At 40.0% G+C, this 14,065-nt stretch carries 17 protein-coding genes and 3 riboswitches; of the genes, 10 read left to right on the top strand and 7 right to left on the bottom strand.

All coding sequences use genetic code 11. The features are described 5' to 3' along the window. Window positions 1-48: 48 nt before the first annotated feature. Window positions 49-1,242, bottom strand: a complete 1,194-nt coding sequence (locus AC3WLU_RS02870; RefSeq protein WP_492596777.1) for a nucleoside transporter C-terminal domain-containing protein — start codon at window positions 1,240-1,242, stop codon at window positions 49-51. A gap of 176 nt (window positions 1,243-1,418) precedes the next feature. Beyond that, a riboswitch (purine riboswitch) is annotated at window positions 1,419-1,519 on the bottom strand. A gap of 213 nt (window positions 1,520-1,732) precedes the next feature. On the opposite strand from AC3WLU_RS02870, the gene AC3WLU_RS02865 reads away from it, so the two are divergent. Continuing rightward, on the top strand, window positions 1,733-2,437 hold the full coding sequence (locus AC3WLU_RS02865) for a DUF421 domain-containing protein (protein WP_413001605.1): 705 nt from the start codon (window positions 1,733-1,735) through the stop codon (window positions 2,435-2,437). 102 nt (window positions 2,438-2,539) lie between these two features. Here the strand turns inward: AC3WLU_RS02865 and AC3WLU_RS02860 are convergent, their stop codons facing one another. Next, window positions 2,540-3,286 carry an alpha/beta hydrolase gene (locus AC3WLU_RS02860; RefSeq protein ID WP_034309382.1) on the bottom strand — a complete coding sequence of 249 codons (747 nt, stop codon included), beginning with the start codon at window positions 3,284-3,286 and terminating at the stop codon, window positions 2,540-2,542. A gap of 310 nt (window positions 3,287-3,596) precedes the next feature. Here AC3WLU_RS02860 and AC3WLU_RS02855 point away from each other — a divergent pair, with 310 nt between their 5' ends. Further along, window positions 3,597-3,917, top strand: a complete 321-nt coding sequence (locus AC3WLU_RS02855; protein WP_413001607.1) for a PadR family transcriptional regulator — start codon at window positions 3,597-3,599, stop codon at window positions 3,915-3,917. 424 nt (window positions 3,918-4,341) lie between these two features. On the opposite strand, the gene AC3WLU_RS02850 is transcribed toward AC3WLU_RS02855, so the two are convergent. Together AC3WLU_RS02850 and AC3WLU_RS02845 are read right to left on the bottom strand one after the other, a co-directional pair. Continuing rightward, complete coding sequence (locus AC3WLU_RS02850) at window positions 4,342-4,488, bottom strand: hypothetical protein (RefSeq protein WP_153246159.1); 147 nt, start codon at window positions 4,486-4,488, stop codon at window positions 4,342-4,344. Between the two features lie 21 nt (window positions 4,489-4,509). Then, on the bottom strand, window positions 4,510-5,052 hold the full coding sequence (locus tag AC3WLU_RS02845) for a VUT family protein (RefSeq protein ID WP_106026055.1): 543 nt from the start codon (window positions 5,050-5,052) through the stop codon (window positions 4,510-4,512). Window positions 5,053-5,102: 50 nt separating this feature from the next. After that, window positions 5,103-5,145, bottom strand: a riboswitch (PreQ1 riboswitch). Between the two features lie 238 nt (window positions 5,146-5,383). On the opposite strand from AC3WLU_RS02845, the gene AC3WLU_RS02840 reads away from it, so the two are divergent. The 4 genes from AC3WLU_RS02840 (at window position 5,384) to AC3WLU_RS02825 (ending at window position 7,479) form a co-directional block, all read left to right on the top strand. After that, window positions 5,384-5,884 carry an SRPBCC family protein gene (locus AC3WLU_RS02840; protein WP_492596776.1) on the top strand — a complete coding sequence of 167 codons (501 nt, stop codon included), beginning with the start codon at window positions 5,384-5,386 and terminating at the stop codon, window positions 5,882-5,884. Between the two features lie 18 nt (window positions 5,885-5,902). Continuing rightward, entirely contained in the window at window positions 5,903-6,343 is a 441-nt protein-coding gene (locus tag AC3WLU_RS02835) for an SRPBCC family protein (protein ID WP_063575424.1), read from the top strand. Window positions 6,344-6,518: 175 nt separating this feature from the next. Beyond that, window positions 6,519-7,088, top strand: coding sequence for a TetR/AcrR family transcriptional regulator (locus tag AC3WLU_RS02830; protein ID WP_364277030.1), 570 nt, complete (start codon window positions 6,519-6,521; stop codon window positions 7,086-7,088). 43 nt (window positions 7,089-7,131) lie between these two features. After that, on the top strand, window positions 7,132-7,479 hold the full coding sequence (locus AC3WLU_RS02825; protein ID WP_268564445.1) for a DUF4260 domain-containing protein: 348 nt from the start codon (window positions 7,132-7,134) through the stop codon (window positions 7,477-7,479). 44 nt (window positions 7,480-7,523) lie between these two features. Here the strand turns inward: AC3WLU_RS02825 and queE are convergent, their stop codons facing one another. The 3 genes from queE to queC are packed head-to-tail and all read right to left on the bottom strand — an operon-like array spanning window position 7,524 to window position 9,380. After that, a complete protein-coding gene (queE, locus tag AC3WLU_RS02820; protein ID WP_492596775.1) occupies window positions 7,524-8,252 on the bottom strand; it encodes a 7-carboxy-7-deazaguanine synthase QueE in 729 nt (242 codons plus the stop codon). Continuing rightward, window positions 8,245-8,715 (bottom strand): 6-carboxytetrahydropterin synthase QueD, encoded by a 471-nt coding sequence (gene queD / locus AC3WLU_RS02815; protein ID WP_034309398.1) that lies wholly within the window; start codon window positions 8,713-8,715, stop codon window positions 8,245-8,247. Before queD ends, queE begins: the two co-directional genes overlap by 8 nt. After that, entirely contained in the window at window positions 8,715-9,380 is a 666-nt protein-coding gene (gene queC / locus AC3WLU_RS02810) for a 7-cyano-7-deazaguanine synthase QueC (protein ID WP_492596774.1), read from the bottom strand. Before queC ends, queD begins: the two co-directional genes overlap by 1 nt. Window positions 9,381-9,435: 55 nt before the next feature. After that, a riboswitch (PreQ1 riboswitch) is annotated at window positions 9,436-9,478 on the bottom strand. A 629-nt stretch (window positions 9,479-10,107) separates the two neighbouring features. Here queC and AC3WLU_RS02805 point away from each other — a divergent pair. The 4 genes from AC3WLU_RS02805 to AC3WLU_RS02790 all read left to right on the top strand — a co-directional run bounded on the left by AC3WLU_RS02805 (window position 10,108) and on the right by AC3WLU_RS02790 (window position 14,048). Further along, on the top strand, window positions 10,108-10,323 hold the full coding sequence (locus AC3WLU_RS02805; protein ID WP_057276792.1) for a hypothetical protein: 216 nt from the start codon (window positions 10,108-10,110) through the stop codon (window positions 10,321-10,323). A gap of 784 nt (window positions 10,324-11,107) precedes the next feature. Then, window positions 11,108-12,289, top strand: a complete 1,182-nt coding sequence (gene pgsB, locus AC3WLU_RS02800; protein WP_034309408.1) for a poly-gamma-glutamate synthase PgsB — start codon at window positions 11,108-11,110, stop codon at window positions 12,287-12,289. A 15-nt stretch (window positions 12,290-12,304) separates the two neighbouring features. Then, a complete protein-coding gene (gene pgsC / locus AC3WLU_RS02795; RefSeq protein ID WP_034309410.1) occupies window positions 12,305-12,754 on the top strand; it encodes a poly-gamma-glutamate biosynthesis protein PgsC in 450 nt (149 codons plus the stop codon). A 10-nt stretch (window positions 12,755-12,764) separates the two neighbouring features. After that, window positions 12,765-14,048, top strand: a complete 1,284-nt coding sequence (locus tag AC3WLU_RS02790) for a CapA family protein (protein ID WP_057276793.1) — start codon at window positions 12,765-12,767, stop codon at window positions 14,046-14,048. Window positions 14,049-14,065: the final 17 nt, after the last annotated feature.

Genomic DNA, 14,065 nt, shown 5'->3' with positions numbered 1-14,065 from the left:
CTGTGCATGGAAAATCCTGCACAGCTTTTTTCAGATGCCCGTTTTAAATCACCAAACGAATAATCCAACGACCATGGCACTTAACAGGGAAACAGCCATCCCGCTAACCAACAGCTTCCAAACATTCCTTCCGATAATGTTCGATTTCTCATCATTGAGGATGGAATTGAACGTTCCGTAGATCATGCCCACTGTACTGAAGTTGGCAAAAGACGTCAAATAAGTGACAGCCACGGCTACTGTATGCGGAGGCAGTGTACTGACTTTATCCTTTAAATCGAGCAAGGCAACGAACTCATTCGTGGCAAGCTTGATTCCCATCAATTGAGCGACATACATGGCATCATGTCCAGTTAATCCTAGCAGGAATGCAAATGGACTAAAAATGACAGAGAAAATCTTTTGAATGGTCAATCCATCCACGAAGAAGCCGAAAATGCCGTTTACGCTAGCCGTCAACGCCACATAGCCGATAACCATTGCCATGATGACGAAGACCATTTTGGCCCCAACCAACATACTGTTGGAAATGGTGGAAAAGAAATCTTTACGTTCCTCTTTAGAAGGTACATAAACGACGTCTTCTTCTTTACTGACACCGACGGGATTCAGCATATTAGCTATCAGCAAGGCATTTAAGCAGTTCAAAGGTATCGCTACAAAAACATAGGTTGCCGGTACCATGGACAGGTAGGCTCCAATGATTGAACCGCTGATGCTGCTCATGCTCATGATTCCAAATGTCAAAAGACGCTGATCCTTAATCGCACTAAGTTGAAGGCGGATTACGGCAAGTGCCTCGGTATTTCCGAGGAACATCATTTGAATCGAAAAGAAACTCTCAAGTTTCGGCAAACCGGATACTTTTGAAATGAGCCATCCCACTTTATCAATGATCCACGTAAGTATACCGAAATACGATAAAACATCAAAAAACGTGATAATGAAGATAATCGGCATCAATGCGCTGAAAAAGAAATCCACTTGTTCATTTGCCATAAGCGAAGGAAAGACAAAAGAAATCCCTTCATTCGCACATCCAATCAACCAGGTGAAGAATGAAGCGATCAGATTGATGACCCATGCCCCTATTTTTGTCGATAACATGAACCAAGTGATAAGCAATTCAAGAACCAGCAAGGTAAGAATGGCTTTCCACTTAACGTTCCTTTTATTAGGTGAACAAAGGTAAACGATGCCCATAACAACTAAAACACCTAGTATATTCAATAAGAAATACATGCTTTCATCCCCTTTAGCTATATCATTTCCCATTCGTTTTTTTTATATAAAAAGCCCTCACCTTTTTACACCTTCAGCCGCAGCAAGAAAGTGTGAAAAAGTAAGAGCTTTCATCGAAGCATGTTTTTTAGGATCCAGCTTTTTTCAAGCGAACCAACATTAACCTGTTCATCTCTTCTATTTTCATACTTCCTTGTAGTCCGGCATTACGGCTGCCAGGTAGAAACTATCAGACCATTGTCACTGATATTATACAAGGATATTTTTTAAATAAATTTCTCAGGAAAGATATCATTTTAAATCAGTTTATTTTTAATTACAATACATTTTAAAGTTGTTATATTAATATAAATTTTTCGAAAACAGTCTATAAAGTCTCCGAAGGGCCAATGTGGGTAATACTTATGAAGGGGCCGACTAAAACTATAAACGGCCCACTCTAAAGAGGCCCATTACTTCTCATTTATTGGAAATAAGGACGTGAATTTTTGTGGATTTTTTTAGTAGCCAGGAAACTCTTACTGCAATCCAGTGGATTTTAAGAGCCATCATTTCCTTCTTCTTCTTGCTTCTTTCGGTTAAATTGATGGGGCAACGGTCCATTTCGCAGTTAAGATTACTTGATTTCATAATGGCTTTAATTATTGGAAACATTCTTGCCCACCCTTTATCTGATGAACAGTTAGGTTTGAAGGGCTCAATGATTACAACCAGTGTATTTGTCATTTTATATATAATTAGTGTGTTTGCAGGCCTTAAGTGGGGAAAACTCCGAAGGTTTTTTGACTCAGACCCCTTTCCTCTTATCGAAAATGGACAAATCATTTACAAAAGCTTAGCAAGGGCCAGAATCTCCATCGATGTTTTATTATTGGAATTAAGAAAGGAAAAAGTAGAAGATATTCAAAAAGTATCCCTCGCGCTATGGGAACCGGACGGTACCATTTCATTGTTTTTAGATCCCCAATATGAAGCAGTAACCCCAGCAGATATGCACCTGGAAACAAACGCCTTCACTTTTCCTAAAACGATTATTAAAGAGGGAAAGATTGATTCTAAAGAATTGAACCCGGGCGGTAAAGAAGAAGCATGGCTGAAAAACAGAATCAAAATAACATATAATGCCGACGTGAACGACATTTTATTGGCAACTCTTGATAATAACGATACCTTAAAGGTCTTTTTCTACAAATAGATTTGCAGCCAAAATAAAATCCCCTCAAGTATAGTGTAAAGCCTACTTACGACTGTAAGCTTTTTACACGTTCAACTTAAAGGGGATCAAATATATCGCTTATTACTCCGACCAATTCAGTGTATTCAAGAACTTATACACATCTTCATACACCTGTTCACGTTCCTTGCCCAATGTGATAATATGGCCAGACTTTTCATACCAAATCAAGTGTTTATGCTGTGTATCGACTTCATTGAAAATCGCTGTAGCACTCTCCGTATAGTCGGGATCATCCAAACGCCCTTGCAGAACAAGAGTTGGAGATGTAATTAAATCTAAATTTTCACCTGTCTCATTTATAATGTTCAACACATCTTTTAGTTGAGGCATTGGCTCTTCTTCAAGCAGCTTCACTTCTGCAGCAATTTGGTCTGCATCTTTGCCCTCAAACTTCTTATACGCCTGTGCATAATTGAGCAAGCGGTTCTTTTGTCGATCGATACTTTTTCCTTGCGTCGGAGCGCACATTGAAACTACCCCTTTTACAGGCAATTCAATTCCCACTTTTAATGAGAACACTCCCCCTAAAGAAATTCCTACAACTGCAATTTCCTCATAGCCTTCTTCTTTTAGGAAATTATAGCCATTAACTACATCTCCCCACCATTCCTTTGGACCAGTTTTAGCAAGTTCCTCGGCTGATACTCCGTGCCCGCTATAAAGAGGTCCGTGGCAAGTATAGTCGAGATCATTTAAGTACTTCCCTAATTTCTTCATATCTCCTGTACTTCCGGTAAACCCGTGAAGCAGAAGAACTGCTCTCTTTCCACCTATATATGTGAATGACTCAGGTGCTTTCACTTTCATCTATCTAGGACCTTCTTTCTTTGCTCTTGTTGATAAATAGAATCTAAATGATTTTCGAAAAAAAATCAATTAATACCCCTTGAGTAATGATTCTTCTATCCTATTCCGTATTTTCATTAAAACAATTAAATCATATATATAGTATCCTTACCACACTCTTCACAACTCATCCGTTCCGAAGCACATTTTACTATGATTAAATTTATTTAGCAATCGTCATTTAACCATTTTTTTTAAGAAAAGTAAAATGCACCTTGTGATACGATGTACAACGTATTACACTTTAAAAATGAAAAGGAGGAGATTTTATATGGATAAAGAATTAATGAAGGGAAGCATTGACCTCCTTTTGCTTTCACTTCTATCGCAAAAAAAGCTTTACGGCTATGAAATAACGAAAATCCTGAAGCAAATGAGCAAGGGCAACTATGAAATAAGTGAAGGCACCCTCTACCCTGCCCTTAAACGATTAGAAAAAAAAGAATTCATAAAAGGACATTGGAAAGAGTCCGAATCATGCCGCAGGAAATATTATCATGTCACCGAAAATGGACAAACCGAACTTGAGCGGAAACGCGAATGCTTTTTCTTCCTGGAAAAATTAGTTCGAAAAAGCTCACAGCAATTCTAAACCAAATAAAAAGCTTCCTGCACTTAATGGAACGGCCCAGGAAGCTTTTTTTGCTGTTTTACTCGTGAATTTCGCACTTTTACTCGTGAGTTCGCACTGCACACTTAGTTTTCGCACGTTTACTCGGGAATTCGTACTGCACACTTAGTTCGCACGTTTACTCGTGAGTTTCGCACGTTTACTCGTGAATTTCGTACTTTTACTCGTGAATTTTGCACTTTTACTCGTGAGTTTCGCACGTTTACTCGTGAATTTCGTACTTTTACTCGTGAATTCGTACTGCACACTTAGTTCGCACTTTTACTCGTGAGTTTTGCTCTTTTACTCGTGAATTTGGACTGTTTACTCGTGAGTTTCGTACTTTTACTCGTGAATTCGCACTGTTTACTCGTGAGTCACTTCAATCACGCAAAAAAGGACCAAATCAGGTCCTTTTTTTGTCTATTCCTTTATGCTTGCGATAATTGGCGCAGGAGAGCTTCATGCATTCCCCTTGTACATGCGGGCCATATTTTTCACGAAAGGCCTCGAGGCAATAGCATTTTTCTTCTTCTTTTTTGGTTCCATCCATCAAGTGCATCCCTCCTAGCAATTAACTGGAGACTACACGTTTCTCCAGTTCTACGTTGATTCGTCCCAACAATATGGCACCAATGGACTGAATGATCGTTTTAACGATGATTTGGCCGATGACCGCAGCGGGTACCGCTTCCCATGGCAATATATTGGCACCCAGAGGACTTAGGCCAATCACGACAAATATCACCGAATCGAAAAATCCTCCAACGATCCCGCTGTAAAACACCCTCCAACTCATCGGGAGCTTTAAACGGGTATAAATTTCCGTATCCGCTGTTTCTGCGACCACGAAGGATAATGCGGAAGCAAACACAATCAGTAACGTATCTCCTAATAAAAATGATACACATGCAGATAAAATAAGTGCAGTGACGATGCATATATAGGTCTTTGTGCGGCCGTATTTATTTTGGACCAGATCTCGGAAGATGAAGGTTCCCCCGATGAGCAATGTCCCCATCGGGATGATGAACATGCCAAAATGTAATGGCGCAAAAGCTGCTGTAACCACATTCGCCGTGATGATGGATACTAAATACAATAAAATTCTTAACATTTCTTAATTCTCCTTATACAGAAAAAACAGCACCCTAAGAAAGAGCCCTGTTCTCCTTAGTTTTTTTGAGAGGGTAGCTAGAACCTCTTCCGCCCGGGCGGATTATCATTTTCCTTATTCATCGTAGCTTGAAAGCGGTTGGAAATCAAGAAGTTTCCATACCGTCGATTTTAGTATGTTTTCGCGGTTACCGATTGATTTAGCCATTTATTTCAATGTCCCTGTTTCCCCCTTTGCCGATTTCTGTCGCTTAAAACTGCTTGACCGGCTGTATACAAAAGCCGAAAATCAAAGATAGAGTCATGTACTTTATTTGGCGAGGAGAAAAAGAATGATGAAAAAAACTACGTTTGTCTATCCTATTTATATCGCAACTACACCAGAGAAGCTTTGGGAAGCCTTGACGAGTGGTGAAGTCACGAAGAAATACCACTTCGGATTACAAGTAAAGTCTGACTGGCAAGAAGGGTCAGCCGTTCAATATTTGCTGGATGATGGGCGGATTACCGATCATGGGCAAGTACTTAAATGCGAGCCGTTGCACCTGCTCTCGTATACATGGATCATGGCAGGAGACGAAACCCCTCGCGAGCAGCCTACACGGGTCACTTTTGAATTACAGAAAATGGACGATTCGACTGTGAAGTTAACTCTTAGGCATGAGGAGCTATTGGAGACAGATTTCGTCTATGATGACAATACCTTTGAAGGCTTGAATAATGGATGGCCAGCCCTTTTAAGTAACCTGAAGAGCTTGCTTGAAACTGGACGGATCCTGCCGCCCATATCAGTAGACTGGGATAATAAAACGGAAACTATAAAAACACATTGAAAGAGAGTTGAGTTAGTTATGGATACTCAAATAATCACGAAATTCAAGATCGTCAAGCCAACGAATGAAGTGTTTGAAGCCATAGTGAATCCTGAAAAAATCGGGAATTTCTGGTTCTCATCGAGTTCGGAAAGATGGGAAAAAGGCCGGACGCCTACATTGAGATACAACGAATACGATGCTGAAGTGGTCATTCATGTATTGGAAGTAGAGGAAAATAGGAAAATCGTGTTTGCATGGGGCGGAAATGATCAAGAAACGATTGTTGCCATTACACTAAAAGAGTTGGATAAAACGAGTACGATCATTGAAGTGAACGAATCAGGATTGAGTGAAGACGATCCTGAAATAATAAACAAAATGATCGGACAAAAAGAAGGTTGGGTATATACATTAACCTGTTTAAAGGGTTATTTAGAAAATGGCGTTACTACTTTGAGAGCATCATTAGTTTTTTAATAAATTGCATAAACCCTCAATAAACTGGGGGTTTATCCTTTGCAACACTGGTGAAACAAATGGCAAAGTCCCACTTAAAAACAGTACTATATAGTTCAACCTAATAATTGACATTTAAAAATCCGTGAGCTATCATCCTAATTAACCAGTGGTCAATTAATAAGGAGGTGATAAGATGTCGCCAAGGAAATCGGCAGGTCAAGAATTATCCAGGGACATGGTGTTGAATGAAGCTAGAATCCTTTTTGCAGCGTTAGGGTATTCGAATGTCTCGATGAGGCAATTGGCTAAATCATTGGATTGCAGCCATGGAGCCATTTATTATCATTTTAAAAACAAGGCGGAAATATTTTATAGTTTGGTTAAAACGGATTTTTCCGTTTTAAATTCTTCAATCGATGATATCATCCTGTCGGAAAATGACCCTTCCGTAAAAATGGAAAAGATTTTATTGTGCTTCTTGGAGTTCGGTTTAACCCAACAGAATCATTATTCCATCATGTTTTTATCGAAGGAAAAAGAAATTCAGCAGTTACTCCAATTCGATTCTAATAAAACATACGAAAAGCTAATCCAGTCCTTGACGGATCTAACGGACAACAAACTGAATCCTGCATCCATTTGGTCGATTTTTCTTTCTCTTCATGGATTCATAACTTTTTACATTAATTCTGAACTATCTTATCAAGATGTAAAAGGTTTAGCCTATTTTCATGTAAAAAATATCACCAAGAACATCATATAATTTTTTCGAAAATTATTGACCTATGGTCAATTAAACTTATGAAATGGTGAAGAGATTCCTTCATATTGAAGGACTTATGGTCCTTTTCGCGGTGATTTACATCTATTCGTTATATGAATTCAGCTGGTGGATTTTCCTTTTGTTGATTTTGTCCCCTGATGTTTCCATGCTGGCCTATCTGATCAATGACCGGATTGGAGCAAAGGTTTATAACGCATTCCATACTTATATCGTGTCCATCCTCATGATTTTGTTAGCCATATTCCTAAAGTCGGATGCATGGGTGATGATTGGTTTAATTTGGACCGCACATATAGGAATGGATCGCTTATTTGGATATGGCCTTAAATACACATCATCCTTCAAAGCTACACACATGCAAAGGCTGTAATAAGCATAAAAGGCAGTGTGATTAAACATCACACTGCCTTTACTTTACACACCCCGCTTGTTACCCCATATATAGGTATGCAGCTGGGGCAGGACTTTCACATCATTCAATTCATCATCCGCTATCACTTTATCAATTAACTCTTCGTACTTCTTCAATAGGCCGCTGATCAATTGACGATCATCCGCCGTCCTGCTGTCGTCATTGCCGACCTGCAGATAAAAAGGAATATCCGGGTAACGCCCATGTACATGTTTGGCATATTGATAATCTTCCTCGTTAAAGACGACGATCTTCAATGAAACATGGTTTTCTGGGTTTCGATTGGCAAGATTCGAGATGATTTGGTCAAGCACGGTAAAGTCCGTGTCCATTCCAGAGCTCGGCGGCTTAGGTGAGATAGTCAGTTCATCAATATCGAGAAACCAATCCTGCCATCGGCTCCCTTGTGTTTCGACCCCTATTTTCACTTTATTTTCATGTAAGATCGCTATCAAGCCGTTTAGGTTTTTCAGCAGGGCCGGGTTTCCCCCAGATATCGTCACGAAGGAAAAACCGGAACCCCCAATTCGCTTCAGCTCATCCCATATTTCATCGGCAGTCATCTGAACGGTATCTTCCTTACCTGTGCCATCCCAAGTAAAAGCGGAATCACACCAGGAACATGAATAATCGCAGCCAGCCGTCCGAACGAACATGGTTTTTTGACCAATGACCATTCCCTCTCCTTGGATGGTCGGCCCGAAGATTTCCATAACCGGAAGTTTACTCACTTTCCATCCACTCCCGTCTGGCTTCGGCATAGCTTGTCGGCGTTTCGTACAGTCGAACAAATTCGACTCTTGCACCCTCATATTCTTTTAATGAAAGGGCTTCGGCCATTTTTTCATAAATCCAGACAACCATATTTTCAGCTGTTGTATTCATGAGCGGCAGGGTTTCATTCAAATAACGATGATCCAGGTGGATTTCGATTTCATTTTTCCAGATATCCTTGATGTCCCCAAAATCTATCATCAACCCGCGTGAATCCGTATACCCGCTCAATCCGAAAATGACTTTATACGTGTGGCCATGAAGGTTCTTGCATTTCCCTTCATAGTCATGCAGGTGGTGCGCCGCGTCAAAGGTGAATTCCTTACTTACGAGAACCCTCTTGTTTGTATACTTCAATTGGCTGCGCTGAATATCTTCATCTATTTTTTGGAGTTTATCCACTATCTTAAAACCGTACATCATGAAAGCACCTTCCGTCTGCTTACATAGTCATCCAGCCCTTTTTTCCGCAGATTGCATGCCGGACAATCTCCACAGCCATCGGAGATGATTCCGTTATAGCAAGTCAGGGTCTTTTCGCGGACAAAGTCGAACGCGCCAAGCTGGTAAGCAAGCTCCCATGTTTCCTCTTTATTAAGCCACATTAGCGGCGTATCAATCACGAATGACTGGTCCATCGATAAGTTCAAGGTCACATTCAACGATTTAATGAATACATCGCGGCAGTCAGGATATCCGCTGAAATCCGTTTCACAGACTCCTGTGACAATATGTTTAGCGCCAATCTGACTCGCCAGCACTCCGGCAAACGAAAGGAACAGCAAATTCCTCCCTGGCACGAACGTCGACGGCAGCTCCCCTTCTTCTCCGTCCGCCACTGCGATATCACTTCTCGTCAATGCATTCGGTGCCAATTGGTTCAGCAGCGACATGTCAAGGATATGATGGTTCACGCCCAATTCCTTGGCAATGTTTTGAGCGCATTCGATTTCCAAGCTATGCCGCTGATTATAATCGAACGTCACCGCTTCCACTTCCTCAAATCTCTCCAATGCCCAAAACAGGCACGTCGTACTGTCCTGCCCTCCGCTAAACACAACCACTGCCTTTTCTTTCTTCTTCATTTCTATAAAACTCCTTTTTACGGAAAAAAACAGCACCCTAAGAATAGAGCACTGTTTCTCCTTAGTTTTTTTGAGAGGGTAGCTAGAACCTCTTCCGCCTTAACGCGGAATATTATATTTTTCCAAGTCAATAGTAACTTGAAAATGATAAGAAATCAAGATGTTTATATAAAGTGAACATTAGACCTGATGGCAAATTTGGTTAACTTTTCATTACTTAAAAATCACATTAAAAATCCGATAAAAAAAAGTGAATAAAATATCGATAAGGGGTCCAATAATTTGAAAAGCATTAAAGCCCGGATGCGGGAAATTGCTTTTTTCCCTCCCACATAAGGGAAGTTTCATTTTCATAAATTCGGGGAATATATAACTATACACAATAATGAACCATAAAAAAGCAAATCTATCAAAAGCGGCTGGAAGTGAATATTTTCCTTTGTTTTCAGAATATTTAGTGTATAATGAATATAAGGAATATTTTAACTCAAATAATCATTGCTTCCAATACCCGCTTTCTGCAAATCCCGACATTCCCTTTCAATACCATGCACGGTCACTTACTCAGCAAGGATCCATTACATGCTTTTTCTCGAATCAAACCATTCACAACTTTATTCACACAAAAACATAATTTCCACTCCAAAATTGCAAAAAAAGGTTAAACTTCACCAACGATATGTTACTATTAAACTAAGACCTTTTAACCCCATAAGGAGGAATTCATATGAAACGTTTTTTCAAATTCATCGCAGATTTTAACGAAAGAAAAGCATTGCAACGGGAAACCGAAGAATTCTTTCGCAAAGAATACGAAAATTATATGAAGATGAATCCTGACAATCAACGTAAAAAAAGGAGATTAGCTCCTAGATTTTATGTGATTGATGGCGGTAAAAAGGACTCCACCCTTGAGATTTCTGAGAGAAAGAAATCAAGTTAACCTGGATTCCTTCAATTATCAGCTACCCATGCTGTAACTCAAGACCCACAAAAGGTAAATCCATCCATGATTAACGTAGATCCGTAACCATTCCATTCATTTACAATATATAAGCCGAAAGCCCAGATATGCTTCTGGGCTTTTTTTATTTTTCATTCATATATAAACACTATATCTATAGAAGAAACTAGGTATTTTTTAAAAGAAATGGGTTAACTTTAGTTCATTTCATTTTTTAGGTAAAAGGTCAATTATAGACCCATGGGTATTCCCGAGGAAAATACTAAAAAAAAGAGATGTGTTCTTTTACTCATCTTTGTCCATATTCAAAAGAGTTCAACTAATTGAGTCGTTAGATGCAATATTTCACATTGAATGACAAATCCATAAAAATTGTAACCTTTATGTCAAACAATGGGTATAAACAATTAACAAACTGTAATAAACCTCACTTTTTTAAAAAAACATTATTCAAATATAGCCATTATGAATTAGGTTCAAATGCTCATAAAACCATGTTTATTCTGACTGAAATGGGGCTTTATTAAACTTTCCATAATTTAGTGTAAATGAAACCTCGATTCCCTCGATTTCCAGCCATATCTTTGTACTCATAAAATAATTCATCCCATTAGATACTATTACACACTAATATACATATATTTGAAAAAGCTATTGATAACTATATTACGATAGAATAATTGGCTCTTGCCTATTAAGTTTAAAATCATGTAGTGTGTATTCAGTAATTCAAATATTTGAAAAAAAGAGAGGTTAAAAAAAAATGGCACCAATATTTATTTGTGCGATCTTTTTGCTTGGCTATGGCATTTTTGAACAAAAACGCCATCAGAAGCGTCTCGACTCCATCCCGGTACGTGTGAATGTGAATGGGATTCGAGGGAAATCGACTGTAACGCGTCTAATTACAGGTGTGATCCAGGAAGCAAAATACAAAACAGTAGGTAAAACAACCGGAACATCAGCAAGAATGATCTATTGGTTTACCGACAAGGAAAAACCGATTGTACGCCGCCCGGAAGGACCCAACATAGGAGAACAACGGCGTGTAGTTAAAGAAGTTGCCGACTTAGGCACGGAAGCACTGGTTTGTGAGTGCATGGCCGTACAGCCTGACTATCAACTAATCTTCCAAAACAAAATGATCCAGGCAAACATCGGGGTCATCGTGAATGTATTGGAAGACCATATGGATGTCATGGGACCGACTATGGATGAGGTTGCTGAAGCCTTCACTGCTACCATTCCCCATAATGGTCACTTAATAACCATTGAAAGTGAATATTTGGACTTTTTCAAACAAATCGCCAAAGAACGCAACACAAAAGTGATCGTTGCAGATAATTCAAGAATTTCCGAAGATTTCTTACGCGAATTCGACTATATGGTATTTCCGGATAACGCATCACTGGCCTTGGCCGTTGCGGAAGCTTTGGGAATTGATGAAAAAACGGCTTTCCGCGGCATGCTGAATGCACATCCAGATCCAGGGGCCATGCGGATCACCAAATTCGGAGATCGCATCCAGCCAACTTTCTTTGTCAATGGCTTTGCTGCAAACGACGCGGCATCGACGCTGAACATATGGGAACGTGTCAATACGTTCGGATACAGCACAGAACCTCCTATCGTCATCATGAACTGCCGTGCAGACCGTGTGGACCGTACCGAGCAGTTTGCTAGAGATGTATTGCCGTACATAAAATCCGAAATCGTCATTGCCATTGGAGAAACTACATCACCAATCACGAAGGTATTCGAGCAAGGTAAATTGGATACTAAAGAATATTGGGATTTAGAAAACTGGTCAACTGAAGAAATCGTGGCCCGTCTCCGCCCATTGATGAAAAATCGCATCGTCTACGGTGTCGGGAATATTCACGGTGCAGCGGAACCATTAATTGAAGCATTCATGAAATCTAAAACAAAGCAAAAAGCAAGTTAAGTAGGAGGAACCTTAATGTTTGGATCGGATTTATATGTAGCCCTAGTACTGGGAGTAACGCTTAGCCTTATATTTTCAGAAAAGACGGGTGTCGTACCCGCAGGACTTATCGTGCCAGGTTATTTGGCATTAGTATTTGATCAATGGGAAATCATGCTGACCATTTTGATCATTAGTGTCGTAACTTATTTAATCGTCACCCACGGCCTTTCAAGATGGGTGATTTTATATGGAAGAAGAAAATTCGCCGCCATGATGGTGACCGGGATTTGCTTGAAACTCCTATTGGACTTAGTCTACCCCGTCATGCCCTTTGAAATATTCGAGTTTCGGGGAATCGGTATAATCGTACCTGGATTGATAGCGAATACCATACAAAGACAAGGAATGCCATTGACACTTGGCAGCACGCTTTTATTATCCGGCATAACATTCGGTTTAATGAACGTGTACTACCTATTCTGAGGTGCAAAAAATGAAACGGACTTTAAATGCAAAAGAAAAAACACTTATCTTTATTAAACGCACGAAGAAAAAGAATCTTAAATACACTGGAATCATACTACCTATATTACTAATCGCTTTAGTCATTACCACTTGGATGGGACGGGCTGAGGAAGTGAAAACAGTCGCAACAAAATCCGATCAACCATTGACGATGACAATGGTCGGTGATGTGATGATGGGACGTTATGTTGAAGAAGTGACGGAAAAGCACGGGTATGAATACCTCTTCCGGTATATGAAACCCTATTTTGCCAATTCGGATTATGTCAGTGGGAATTATGAACATACCGCTTTAAAAGAAGAAGTATCTAACTACAAGGGAGCCGATACGCCCATCCGGTTAAACTCCAATACTAGCGGTGTGGAAGCCGTTAAAGATGCTGGCTTCTCTGTGGTGTCATTGGCAAATAACCATATGATGGACTATGAAGAACAAGGACTCCTTGACACGATTGATGAATTCAAAAGTGCGGATATGCACTATGTCGGTGTTGGATCGAACACTGCGGAAGCAAAAAACAGCATCGACTATGCGGATGTTAATGGCGTTCGTGTCGCAACACTTGGCTTCACAGACGTTTACGGTAAGGATGCCGTATCAAAAAGTAATAAAGCCGGACTATTGAACTCCAATCCCGATTTATTATTTGAAATGATCGGCAAAGCAAGGGATGCCAAGCAAGGCAACGCAGACTTGGTTGTGGTGAATATGCACTGGGGACAAGAGTATTCAACATCAACAACAGATCGACAAAAAGACTTGGCTAAAGCTATCATCGATGCGGGCGCTGACATCATCATCGGCCATCACCCCCACGTGCTTCAATCGTTCGATGTTTATAAAGATGGAATCATTTTCTATAGTCTAGGAAATTTCATATTCGATCAAGGCTGGACACGCACAAAGGATTCAGCCATGGTTCAATACCATTTAGCGAATGACGGAAAAGCTACAATCGATGTCGTACCGCTGCAAATTGAAGAAGCAACACCAAGGCCAGCTACCTCTTCCATTGACAAATCACGTGTTTACCGACAGTTGACGAAGGAAACGAGTGAAAAAGTCCAGTGGTCTAAAAAAGAGGATCGCATCGAGATTACCTTGGATCACAAGAAGGTAATCGATCATAAGGCACAGCGTGAACAAGAGGAAAAGGCAGCAATGGAAAAGAAAGCTGCACTAGAGAAAAAAGCAGCACAAGAGAAAAAGGCCGTACAAGCTAAACAACCGGGAATACAACCCATTCAGTAAGGAACGCTTTATCACTA

It is taken from the genome of Peribacillus sp. FW305-BF15, assembly GCF_058783805.1.
The sequence above is the reverse complement of the archived record's forward strand: the minus strand, read 5'-3'. Positions and strand labels throughout refer to the sequence as shown.